At 73.7% G+C, this 11,529-nt stretch carries 9 protein-coding genes; 5 read left to right on the top strand and 4 right to left on the bottom strand.

Going from position 1 to position 11,529, the window contains the following annotated elements:
• The first annotated feature begins 22 nt into the window (after window positions 1-22).
• Window positions 23-232 carry a DUF7455 domain-containing protein gene (locus ACTSKS_RS06905; protein ID WP_002858172.1) on the top strand — a complete coding sequence of 70 codons (210 nt, stop codon included), beginning with the start codon at window positions 23-25 and terminating at the stop codon, window positions 230-232.
• 65 nt (window positions 233-297) lie between these two features.
• Here the strand turns inward: ACTSKS_RS06905 and ACTSKS_RS06900 are convergent, their stop codons facing one another.
• The 3 genes from ACTSKS_RS06900 to ACTSKS_RS06890 form a co-directional block, all read right to left on the bottom strand.
• Complete coding sequence (locus ACTSKS_RS06900) at window positions 298-1,848, bottom strand: RNA polymerase sigma factor (RefSeq protein ID WP_309544285.1); 1,551 nt, start codon at window positions 1,846-1,848, stop codon at window positions 298-300.
• A gap of 160 nt (window positions 1,849-2,008) precedes the next feature.
• The gene (locus ACTSKS_RS06895) at window positions 2,009-3,067 is read right to left on the bottom strand and encodes a DUF4192 family protein (RefSeq protein WP_115260985.1); all 1,059 of its coding nucleotides are present in this window, start codon (window positions 3,065-3,067) and stop codon (window positions 2,009-2,011) included.
• Window positions 3,068-3,103: 36 nt separating this feature from the next.
• Window positions 3,104-4,015 carry a PAC2 family protein gene (locus ACTSKS_RS06890; protein WP_256972011.1) on the bottom strand — a complete coding sequence of 304 codons (912 nt, stop codon included), beginning with the start codon at window positions 4,013-4,015 and terminating at the stop codon, window positions 3,104-3,106.
• Between the two features lie 279 nt (window positions 4,016-4,294).
• Here ACTSKS_RS06890 and ACTSKS_RS06885 point away from each other — a divergent pair, with 279 nt between their 5' ends.
• From ACTSKS_RS06885 to ACTSKS_RS06870, 4 genes are all read left to right on the top strand, one after another.
• Entirely contained in the window at window positions 4,295-5,827 is a 1,533-nt protein-coding gene (locus ACTSKS_RS06885) for a leucyl aminopeptidase (protein ID WP_442927401.1), read from the top strand.
• A gap of 116 nt (window positions 5,828-5,943) precedes the next feature.
• Entirely contained in the window at window positions 5,944-7,323 is a 1,380-nt protein-coding gene (gene lpdA / locus ACTSKS_RS06880) for a dihydrolipoyl dehydrogenase (protein ID WP_442927400.1), read from the top strand.
• 98 nt (window positions 7,324-7,421) lie between these two features.
• A complete protein-coding gene (sucB, locus tag ACTSKS_RS06875) occupies window positions 7,422-9,287 on the top strand; it encodes a 2-oxoglutarate dehydrogenase, E2 component, dihydrolipoamide succinyltransferase (protein ID WP_442927399.1) in 1,866 nt (621 codons plus the stop codon).
• A gap of 18 nt (window positions 9,288-9,305) precedes the next feature.
• The gene (locus ACTSKS_RS06870) at window positions 9,306-9,650 is read left to right on the top strand and encodes a hypothetical protein (protein ID WP_010078527.1); all 345 of its coding nucleotides are present in this window, start codon (window positions 9,306-9,308) and stop codon (window positions 9,648-9,650) included.
• A gap of 116 nt (window positions 9,651-9,766) precedes the next feature.
• Here the strand turns inward: ACTSKS_RS06870 and ACTSKS_RS06865 are convergent, their stop codons facing one another.
• Window positions 9,767-11,440, bottom strand: coding sequence for a serine/threonine-protein kinase (locus ACTSKS_RS06865; RefSeq protein ID WP_442927398.1), 1,674 nt, complete (start codon window positions 11,438-11,440; stop codon window positions 9,767-9,769).
• Between the last annotated feature and the right edge of the window lie 89 nt (window positions 11,441-11,529).

Below are 11,529 nucleotides of genomic sequence, written 5' to 3'. Positions count from 1 at the left end.
CGAGAGACCCGAGGAGGACACCATGTCCATCACCGCCGTGGCCGAGCCGGCCGCCCTCACCCGTTCCGACCGCTGCGACCGCTGCGGCGCGCAGGCCTACGTCCGCGCCGTGCTGCACTCGGGCGGTGCCCTCCAGTTCTGCGCCCACCACGCCCGCGCCGTCGAGGACGCGCTGCGTCCCCAGGCCGCGCTGTGGCAGGACGAGACGGACCGCCTCACCGCCGGCGCCTGACGCGCCCGGCATGACGAAGGGCCGGACCCCCGCGGGGGTCCGGCCCTTCGTCATGCCGCTGCGACTCAGTCCAGGTAGTCCCGGAGCACCTGCGAGCGGGAGGGGTGACGCAGCTTGGACATGGTCTTCGACTCGATCTGGCGGATGCGCTCTCGTGTCACTCCGTAGACCTTGCCGATCTCGTCCAGCGTCTTGGGCTGGCCGTCGGTCAGGCCGAAGCGCATGGCGACGACACCGGCCTCGCGCTCGGAGAGCGTGTCCAGCACCGAGTGCAGCTGCTCCTGGAGCAGCGTGAAGGAGACGGCGTCCGCGGGCACGACGGCCTCGGAGTCCTCGATCAGGTCGCCGAACTCGGAGTCGCCGTCCTCGCCGAGCGGGGTGTGCAGGGAGATGGGCTCGCGGCCGTACTTCTGCACCTCCACGACCTTCTCCGGGGTCATGTCCAGCTCCTTGGCCAGCTCCTCCGGGGTGGGCTCGCGGCCGAGATCCTGGAGCATCTGCCGCTGCACGCGGGCCAGCTTGTTGATGACCTCCACCATGTGCACCGGGATGCGGATGGTGCGGGCCTGGTCCGCCATGGCGCGGGTGATGGCCTGACGGATCCACCACGTGGCATACGTGGAGAACTTGAAGCCCTTGGTGTAGTCGAACTTCTCGACGGCGCGGATCAGGCCGAGGTTGCCCTCCTGGATGAGGTCCAGGAACAGCATGCCGCGACCGGTGTAGCGCTTGGCCAGGGAGACCACCAGACGCAGGTTGGCCTCGAGCAGGTGGTTCTTGGCCTTGCGCCCGTCCGCGATGATCAGCTGGATGTCCCGGCGCTCGCGGTAGTCGTCGGAGGCCTCGTGCTGCACGACGTGCTCAGCGTAGAGGCCGGCCTCGATGCGCATGGCCAGGTCCACCTCCTGCTCGGCGTTGAGCAGGGCGACCTTGCCGATCTGCTTCAGGTAGTCCTTCACCGGGTCCGCCGTGGCGCCCGCCACGACCACCTGCTGCACCGGGGCGTCGTCCTCGGAGTCGTCCATGACGAACGCGCCCTTGGACTGGGCCACCTTCTGGCCTGTGGCGGCCGTCGTGCCGGTCACGGCCTCCGCGTCCATCGCCGGGCGCTCCGGAGCGTCCGAGCCGTCCGCGTCCTCATCATCAGAGTCTTCGGTGGCGGTCTCGTCCGCCACCACGTCCTCCTCGACGGCGTCCGCGGCCTCGGTGCGCTCGCGCGTCTGGACGAGCTCCTCGTCGTCCTCGGCCTGCTCGGCGGAGGCGGCGGACGCGGTGGCCTTCTTGCCCCCGGTCGTGGCGGTCTTCTTCGCGGCGGTGGTCTTGGCCGTGGCGGTGGTCTTGGCCGCGGTGGGCTTCCGGGTCGCCTTCTTCTTGGCCGTCGGCGTGGCAGCGGTCTTGGTCGCCGCCGACTTCGTCGCGGTCGTCCGCGTCGTGGCGCCCTTGGTCGTGGCGCTCTTCGTGGCTGCCGACTTCTTGGCTGCCGTGGAGCGGGTGCGCGTGGTCGTGGCCTCGGAGGCAGTGGTCTCCTTGCCGTCCTGCACACCGCTGGTCGTCGAAGTGGTCACTCGAGGCCTTTCCGTCTCGTCCGCGGCCACCCGCGGATCCTTGCAGTCCATAGACACGTGACCCTGTCAAGTCGCGGCCTCGGACGACCGACGTCGTCCGGGCCCGCCGACTGCAGGGTCCGTGAGTGCCAACGACGGCTGAGACCGATCTATTCCGAACCCGGGAAACGGGCTGCGGTCGGCCGTGCCGTCGTGAAGCCGCATCATTCTCTCATGGGCGGCCACCGTCGGGCCGCCACGCGGTGGCCGGGTCGGTCGCCCAGCCTGCGACGCACCCCGCAGCCACGATGCGTCGCAGGACGGAGACGAACGGGTCGCCGGGACTCAGCGCCGCCGCCGCGGTCAGGTGGGCGTCCGCGTCGGAGCCGTGGCCGCGGGCCCAGCCGACCCACCCGGCCAGTGCCAGGGCCTGAGCCGCCACGGCCGGCGTCGCGACGGGCACGAGCGCGCGCAGCCCCGCCCGCAGGGCGTCCAGCCGGTCCCAGGCCGGCGCCCGGCGCGAGGCCGCGGTGAGGATCCGTTCCTCGTCCCCCGGATCCCCCGTGGCCGCGCCGGACGGCGCGGCGGCATGGAGCAGCAGGCCGTCGCGCCAGGCCGGACGCGTCAGCGGCGAGCCCAGCACGGCGGGTGCGGGCGCACCGCGGCCACGCGCCGTGCCGGTCAGCACCGGCTCCCACTGCGCCAGCCACGCGCGGCGTGCCGGGGGCGCGTCCTGCTCGGGCGGCCACCACCGCGCGTCGTCGGGCCGGGCCGCGGCGGGACCACGACGCGGGACCGGGTCGGACACCGCCGCGCGGTCCCAGACCGAACCGCGGGTCATCAGGTGCAGGGACAGCGGCGCGGCTCGGGGGTCGAGGGTGCCCTCCTCGGCGATGCTGCTCCCCCACCAGGGGCGCGCCCGTCCGTGCGCGCACGTCCAGGCCGCGGCCAGGGGGCGACCCGCGGACGCCAGGGCGTCGTCGAGCGCTGCGGCCCAGCCGGGACGGGTCAGCGTGGCTCGGGCGCCGTCCGGCAACGCGAGGCAGAGCGTCGCGTCCGCTGCCGCGTCCCGCCGGCACACCTCGGCCACGGCGCAGGCCCAAGCGTCGACGTCGACCTCCTCGGGAGGCAGATCGACCCGTACCACGGCGCGCAGGCGCCCGTCGTGCAGGGTGAGGAGGACGAGGCTGTCCTCGGGCAACCGCCCGAGGGCGTGGCCTACGTAGGCGAGCAGGTCCTCCGGGCCGCGGGCCGGCAGGACGGGGGCGTCGAGCGAGGTGGGGGCTTCCATGCCGCCACCCTCGCCGACCGGGCCCCCGCGGTGGAATCAGTCCCCGTCGTCGGTGGACGGACGGCCGGGTCCGTCCTCCTGTGCAGGAGCGGACCCGCCGCCGGCGTCCCGCGCGGCGAGGTACGCCTCGACGGCGGAGGCGAGTTCGTCGCCGTCGGGCAGGCCCTGCTCGGTCTCCAGCAGCGATCGCTCCTGGTCCTCGGCGTTCTGGTCGTAGTTGCGCTCCAGACCGGCGATCATCTGCTGGATCTCTCCGGACCCGGAGACCTGACGCTCCAGCTCGGCCTCGATGTCCCGCGAGGCGTCTCGCAGGTCGTCCGAGGGCAGCATGAGCCCCATGGCGGCCCCCGCGTACTCGAGCGCGGCCACGGCCGCCTGGGGGAAGGACGCCTCGGCCACGTAGTGCGGCACATGGACGGTGTAGCCCGCCGTCGGCAGGTCCGCCTCCTCGGCGCGCAGCTCGAGCATCTGCAGCAGCCCCGCGACGATGTCCGCCTCCGGGCTCCACGTGGACAGCCCCTCCACGGCGTCGGCGCGGGACCCGTGGGTCGTGACCCCGAGCCGTCGCGTGTGCGGCACCGGCAGCGGGGCCGCGTCGAGGAACGTGAGCGAGTCCACCTCCCACTCCTGCGCGAGGCCGAGCACGGCCTCCGTCACCGCCTGCCACCGGAAGTCCGGCTCGGGGCCGGACAGCAGCAGGAAGGGGTGACCGAGCAGGTCCTCGACCAGCTGCACCTCGAGCGCCGGCAGACGCAGATCACGGTAGCGGTCCCGGTCGAACCGGAGCCGGGGACGCCGGGCGCGGTAGTCGAACATCGAGTCGACGTCGAAGGAGACGACGGTCCGGTGGGTCAGGTGCTCGTGGAGCGCCGCCCGCACCTGCCGAGCGACCCGGCCCGCGTCCATGTGCCCGGTCAGGGCCACGAGCATGCCCAGGCCGGGGGGCACGGGTGCCCCCTCATGACGGGTGTACAGCGGCGCGGCGTCCTGCACGTCTCGTTCCCCTTCCGGTGGTCCGTCTGCGGGAGAGTCGTCCCCGCCGCCCGGATGGCGACGGACGCACATCCCTCCCTGTCCTCTGGCGTCAGTCAACCACGGCACGGCACCCTCCTATTCCGCGCCCGCGCGCCCTGGACGGGCGCGCGAGCCCTCTGACTAGGATGACGCGGGACGGCCCGGCCCACCCCGCCGGGCGCATCCCCCCACCCCCGGAAGAGAGGCCCGTCCGTGATCACCCTGGACCGCCCGACCCTGACCGCCCGCGCCCTGGAGGACCTGACCGCCTCCGCCCTCGTCGTGGGGGTGGGCACCGGCCCGGACGGCCCCGTGCTCCTGACGGACGCGCTGCCGGCCGAGGCAGCCACCGCCCTCGAGGCCTCGTTCGAGCTGCTGGGCGTGCGGGGCGCCGAGGACGAGGTCCACCGCCTCCCGGGGCTGGGCGGCGTGCCGGTGCCGCTGCTGGTCCTGGCCGGCGTCGGCAGTCTGGACGACGACGGCGAGGCCTCGGACGAGTCCCTGCGCCGCGCCGCCGGGGCTGCCGTGCGCTCCCTGGCCGGCACCGACGCCGTGGCCCTGGCCCTGCCGGCCGACACCCCGGCCCGACTGGCCGCCGTCGCCGAGGGCGCCGTCCTGGGTGCGTACGCCTTCACCGCCCAGAAGTCCGAGCGCGCCCGCGCCGAGGCGGACTCGTCCCGTCCCGTCCGCGAGCTCGAGGTCGTCACCCCGCTCGCCGCCGCGGACGCCGGCCCCGTGCTGCGCCGGGCCGCCGTCGTGGGCGACGCGGTCTGCGCCGTGCGCGACCTGGTGAACACGGCCCCCTCGCACCTCTACCCGGCCACGTTCGCGGACGCGGTCACGGAGGACCTCGCGGACTCGTCCGTGAGCGTGGACGTGTGGGACGAGGACCGCCTGCGCGCCGAGGGCTTCGGCGGCATTTTCGCGATCGGCCAGGGCTCCTCCCGCCCGCCGCGGCTCGTGCGCATCGAGCACGCGCCGGCCGACGCCGCCGCGCACATCGCGCTGGTGGGCAAGGGCATCACCTTCGACACGGGCGGCATCTCGCTGAAGCCCGCCGCCTCGATGATGACGATGAAGTCGGACATGGCCGGCGCCGCCACCGTCTTCGCCGTCGTGCGCGCCGCCGCGGCCCTGGACGTCCCTGTGAAGGTGACCGGCTGGCTGGCGCTGGCCGAGAACATGCCCTCGGGCACCGCCATCCGCCCGTCCGACGTCATCACGATGTACGGCGGCAAGACCGTGGAGGTCATGAACACGGACGCCGAGGGCCGCGTCGTCATGGCCGACGCCCTCGTGGCGGCCACCGACGAGCGCCCCGACGCGGTGCTCGACGTGGCCACCCTCACCGGCGCCCAGCTGGTCGCCCTCGGCGTGCGCCACACGGGCGTCATGGGTGACGACGCGCTGCGCGACGAGGTCGTCGCCGCGGCCGACGCCGCCGGGGAGCTCGCGTGGGGCATGCCCCTGCCGGAGCAGCTGCGCGCCTCGCTCAATTCGCGCGTCGCGGACATCTCCAACATGGGCGACCGCTTCGGCGGCATGATGACCGCCGCCACCTTCCTGCGCGAATTCGTCGACGCCGGACGGCCGGAGGGCGACGCCGCCGCGCGGACCCCCTGGGCCCACCTCGACATCGCCGGCCCCTCCTTCAACGAGTCGGCCGCGTACGGCTACACCCCGCAGGACGCCACCGGCGTGATGGTGCGGACCCTGGTGGGTCTCATCGAGGGGCGTGCCCGGTAAGGTTGGTCCCGATGTCCACCGCGTCCCCCGGCCGCGCGGCCCGCCGCCGACGGCCGGGGGTGGCGGTGACGCACCACCACCACGATCCACCGACCCCAGCACCAAGGAGCAACACCGTGGCCGACAAGGCAACCGCTCAGGAATTTGACGTCCTCGTCCTCGGCGGTGGCTCCGCCGGGTACGCCGCAGCCCTGCGTTCCGTGCAGTACGGCAAGTCCGTCGCCCTCGTGGAGAAGTCCAAGGTCGGCGGCACCTGCCTGCACTGGGGCTGCATCCCCACGAAGGCCTACCTGCACGCCGCCGAGGTGGCCGATGAGACCCGCAACGCCGCCAAGTTCGGCGTCAACGCGACCCTCGAGTCCGTGGACATGGCGAAGGTGCGCGACTACAAGGACGGCATCGTCGCCGGCAAGCACAAGGGCCTGGCCGGCCTGCTGAAGATGCGCAAGGTCCAGGTCATCGAGGGCGAGGGCAAGCTCGTCTCGCAGAACGAGGTCGAGGTTGACGGCACCCGTTACACGGCGGAGAACATCGTGCTGGCCTCCGGCTCCGTGGCCAAGACCATGGGCCTGCCCATCTCCAAGAAGATCATGACCTCCACGGAGGCCCTCGAGCTGGACTACACCCCGAAGTCGGCCATCGTGCTCGGCGGCGGTGTCATCGGCTCCGAGTTCGCGTCCCTGTGGAACTCCTTCGGCGTCGACGTCACCATCATCGAGGGCCTGACGACCCTGGTCCCCAACGAGGACCCGGCGATCATCAAGGTCCTCGAGCGCGAGTTCAAGAAGAAGGGCATCAAGACCAACCTGGGCACGTTCTTCGACAAGGTCGAGGAGACCGACTCGGGCGTCAAGGTGACCCTCGCGGACGGCAAGGAGTTCGAGGCCGAGGTCTGCCTCGTCGCCGTCGGCCGCGGCCCGAACACCGAGGGCCTCGGCTACGAGGAGCAGGGCGTCAAGATGGACCGCGGCTTCGTCCTCACCGACGAGCGTCTGCACACCGGCGTCGGCAGCATCTACGCCGTGGGCGACATCGTTCCCGGTCTGCAGCTGGCGCACCGCGGCTTCCAGCAGGGCATCTTCGTGGCCGAGGAGATCGCCGGCAACAAGCCGATGGTCGTCGAGGACATCAACATCCCGAAGGTCACCTTCACCGAGCCGGAGATCATGTCCGTGGGCTACACCCAGCCCAAGGCGGAGGAGAAGTTCGGCAAGGACAACGTCGAGGTCGCCGAGTACAACCTGGCCGGCAACGGCAAGTCCTCGATCCTCGGCACCGGCGGCATCATCAAGATGATCCGCCAGAAGAACGGCCCGATCGTGGGCGTGCACGGCATCGGCAAGCGCATCGGCGAGCAGATCGGCGAGGCGCAGCTCATCGTGAACTGGGAGGCCTACCCCGAGGACGTCGCCCAGTTCGTGCACGCGCACCCCACGCAGAACGAGGCCCTGGGCGAGGCCGCCATGGCCCTGTTCGGCCACCCGCTGCACAGCTGACCCACCGCACTGACCATCCCGGGTCCGTGCGTCGGGCCCACCTCGCAACCCCGGGTGGGCGCCCCCGGCGCCCACCCCTCATGAGGAGCATCGGAACCATGTCTGAAACCGTGAACCTGCCCGCCCTGGGCGAATCCGTCACCGAGGGCACCGTGACCCGCTGGCTCAAGGCCGTCGGCGACGAGGTCGCCGTCGACGAGCCCCTGGTGGAGGTCTCCACCGACAAGGTCGACACCGAGATCCCGTCCCCCGTGGCCGGCGTGCTCGAGGAGATCCTGGTCGAGGAGGACGACACGGTCGAGGTCGGCGCCCCGCTGGCCACGATCGGCGACGGCTCCGGCGGCGGCTCCGCCGACGCGTCGGAGGACGACGCCGCGGCCGAGGAGCCCGCCGTCGAGGAGGCGCAGCAGGACGACGCCCAGCAGGAGCCCGCAGGCGAGCCGGCTCCGGAGGAGCGCGCCTCCACCGACCAGGGCTCGGACGGGGCCCCGTCGGCCGGCGGCGAGGCCTCCGAGGTCACCCTGCCCGCGCTGGGCGAGTCCGTGACCGAGGGCACCGTGACCCGCTGGCTGAAGTCCGTCGGCGACGAGGTCGAGGTCGACGAGCCGCTGCTCGAGGTCTCCACCGACAAGGTCGACACCGAGATCCCCTCCCCCGTGGCGGGCACCCTCCTGGAGATCCGTGCGGAGGAGGACGACACCGTCGAGGTGGGCGCCGTCCTCGCGCTCGTCGGCTCCGGCTCCGCCGGCGGCGGCTCCGCCCCGTCGGAGGGCTCCTCCGGTCAGGACGAGGCGTCCGCCGAGGAGATCGAGGACAAGGCGACCGAGGCCGAGGCCCCCGAGGAGACCGAGGAGGCCGCCGAGGCCGCCGGCGCCGAGAAGTCGGAGAAGACGCCGGAGGCGTCTCCGTCCGAGGAGGCCTCCCGGCGCGAGTCCGCTGAGCGCGACTCCGCGCAGGCCGAGTCCGCCGAGGCGCCCTCCGCCACCGAGCCCGGCCAGGGCTACGTGACCCCGCTGGTGCGCCGCCTGGCCCACCAGAACAACGTGGACCTGTCCACGGTTCGCGGCACGGGCGTCGGCGGCCGCATCCGCAAGCAGGACGTGCTCGCCGCCGCGCTGGCCTCGCAGGCCGCCGCGGGCGGGTCCGAGGCTCCGGCCGAGCAGGCCTCCGAGGCTGCCGCCCCGTCGTCCGCCCCGGCCGCTGCGTCCGCCCCGGCCGCGAGCTCCTCCGTGGACCCCTCGGTCCGCGGCGAGGTGGAGAAGGCGCCGCGCATCCGCCAGGTCATTGCCCAGCGCATGCGCGAGTCCCTCGACCTGTCCACCCAGCTGACCCAGGTGCACGAGGTGGACGTCACCCGCATCGTGCAGCTGCGCAAGAAGGCCAAGGCCTCCTTCCAGCAGCAGGCCGGCGTGAACCTGACGTACCTGCCGTTCATCACCAAGGCGGTCGCCGAGGCCCTCAAGCAGCACCCCAAGCTGAACGCGTCGTTCTCCGAGGACAACAAGGAGATCACGTACCACGCGTCCGAGGACATCGCGATTGCCGTGGACACGGAGAAGGGGCTGCTGGTGCCCGTCATCAAGGACGCCGGCTCCCTGAACCTGACGGGCCTCGCCCAGAAGATCGCCGATGTGGCCGAGCGCACCCGCACGAACAAGATCTCGCCGGACGAGCTCTCGGGCGGCACGTTCTCGATCACGAACATCGGCTCCGTGGGCGCGCTGTTCGACACGCCGATCATCAACCAGCCGCAGGTCGCGATCCTGGGCACCGGTGCGATCGTCAAGCGCCCCATGGTGGTGACCGACGCGGACGGCAACGACTCGATCGCCATCCGCCACATGATGTACCTGTCCCTGACCTACGACCACCGCCTGGTGGACGGGGCCGACGCGGGCCGCTTCCTGACGACGCTGCGTCAGCGTCTCGAGGGCGGTCAGTTCGCCGACGAGCTTGGTCTCTGACGGAAAGGGAGAAGGACTGTGGATATCCTGCACAGCATCCTGGTGGCCGTGCACATCGTGTCCGCCGCAGCGATCGTGGGCGGTTGGTTCGCGCACTTCCGCAACCCGACCGTCACCACCTCGCAGTGGTGGGGCTCCGTGGGCATGATCGTCTCCGGCGTGGTGCTTTTCGGCCTCGCCATGAGCGGGGAGCCGAACCACATGAAGCTGGGCGTCAAGTTCCTGATCGGCGTCATCGTCTTCGTGGCCGCCCTGATCGGCCGCCGCAAGTCCAACCGCGGGGAGGTCGTGCCCACGGGCCTGGCCCACGCGGTGGGCGGTCTGGGCCTGGTGAACATCCTGGTCGCCGTCCTCTGGCAGTGATCAGCCCAGGCGGCTGACGCCGCACCACGCCGCGGGCCCCGGGGAGCTTCTCCCCGGGGCCCGCGGCGTCCCCCCGTCTGGACCGCCGGCCTCCGGCGCTGGATCCGGGCCCGGGGTCAGCGCGGATCGACGGTCTCGACCCGCCACGTCCGACCCGCCGCGCCGCCGTCCCGCCCCTCGGGGCCCTCTCCGTGGCCGCTGCGCAGGACCAGCACGACCTCCTCGGCCGTCGCCTCCCGATGCGCCGCCACGCGTCCCGCGCGGTCCAGCACGGTGTGGGCCGACGTCCGGAGCACGGCGTCGACACGCAGCGCGTCGTCCCCGGCCCGCCGGGCGGGTCCGGCCTGCTCCACCGTCACCTCGAGGCCGGAGAAGGCGAACCCCTCGTCCGTCAGCCGGCGCAGCAGATCCCGGTCGTTCTCCCACGCCGGTCCCCCGGGCACGGCGTAGGCGTCCAGTCGCGCAGGCTCCGGGTCGATGAGCGCGGCAGTCCGGGCGTGGCCGACCGCGGCCAGCGCCTCGCCCACGTCGACGGCGTCCTCCCCGGCGGCGTCCTCCCCGGGGGCACCCGCGTCCGGCACCCTCGCCGGCGTCCCGCTCTCCGGCGTCCCGTCCGCCGGGCGCGCCGCGTCCACCGAGGTGCCGGCCGGCACCGCGCCCGCCGGCTCCGGCGCCCCCTCCGTCGCGTCGCCCAGGGACGCCGGCCACCACAGCCCGGCGGTGCCGCCGCCGACGGCCAGCGCGGTGGCCAGCCCGGCGGCCACGAGGACGCCCCGGCGTGGCGCCGCCCCCCGTCGGCGCGCGAGCGCGCGCCGTCTCGGAGCCGCGCGTCGTCCCCGGCGTCGCCGCGTGGGCCCGGAGCCCGGCAGCACCGTGGGCAGCAGGTGCGCCACCTCGGCGGGGGCGGCCTCTCCCAGCGGGACCGGCTCGGGCCGGGCCGTCGCGTATACGGCTGCGGCGGCCTCCTCCGCGCTCGGCCGCGCCGCCGGGTCCGGGGAGAGCGCCGCATCGAGCAGCAGCGCGAGCTCGGGGGACGCTTCGGGGACCAGGACGGGCAGCGGCGCCCGATGCCCGGCGGCGCCCGGCGCCCGACCGGTGAGCGCGTACCAGCCCAGGGCGGCCCACGCATGGACGTCACTCGGCGCCCCCACCGCCGGAGACGCCCCCGGTTCCGCCCCGGCCCCCTCCACCGCGGCGAGCGCCTCGGGGGCCGCGAAGCCCGGCGTCGCCCCGGCCCCCGACGCCCCGCCGACCACCCGGGCGACGCCGAGGTCGGCGAGGGCCGGGCTGCCGTCGACGCCGAACAGGACGTTCGCCGGGGACACGTCGCCGTGCACCACCCCCTCGCGGTGCAGGCACGCGAGAGCCTGGGCGATCGGGACGAGCACGGTGACGGCCTGCCCCGGGCTCAGGGGTCCGACCCGCTGCACCATGTCCTGCAGCGTGCCGGCCGCGCGGTGCTCGGTGAGGACTCCGAGGCCCCGGTCCGTCTCCACCACGCCGAGCACGCGCAGCAGATGGGGATGCGCGACCCGTCCGGCCTGCGCCTCCGCCGCCAAGGCGTCCGGCGCCGCGCCGGCACGGGGCACCTTCAGGGCGGCCCGGACGCCCCGGCCGTCCTCGACGAGCCAGACCTCCGCCTGGGCGCCCGCGCCGAGCAGCCGGACGGGTGCCCAGCCCGGGGCGCGCGGCGCAGCCGTGCCCAGCTCCGACGTCCTCTCCGGTTCCGTCTCCGGCCCGCCGCCGACGCGTCCCACCGCGCCGTCGTCCGCCTCGTCCCAGTCCCGCATCCGGCTCCCCTCTCCGCCGCGCCGTCCGTTCCATCCCAGGGTGCCGCATGTCCCCGGGCGTCACGGCGGTTGTCCACAGGTCCGGGCCC

Source organism: Micrococcus sp. TCR-5 (assembly GCF_052220525.1).
In the GTDB taxonomy this organism is placed as follows: Bacteria; Actinomycetota; Actinomycetes; order Actinomycetales; family Micrococcaceae; genus Micrococcus; species Micrococcus luteus.
Note: the sequence above shows the minus strand (reverse complement) of the source record. Positions and strands in the feature narration are given on the sequence as shown.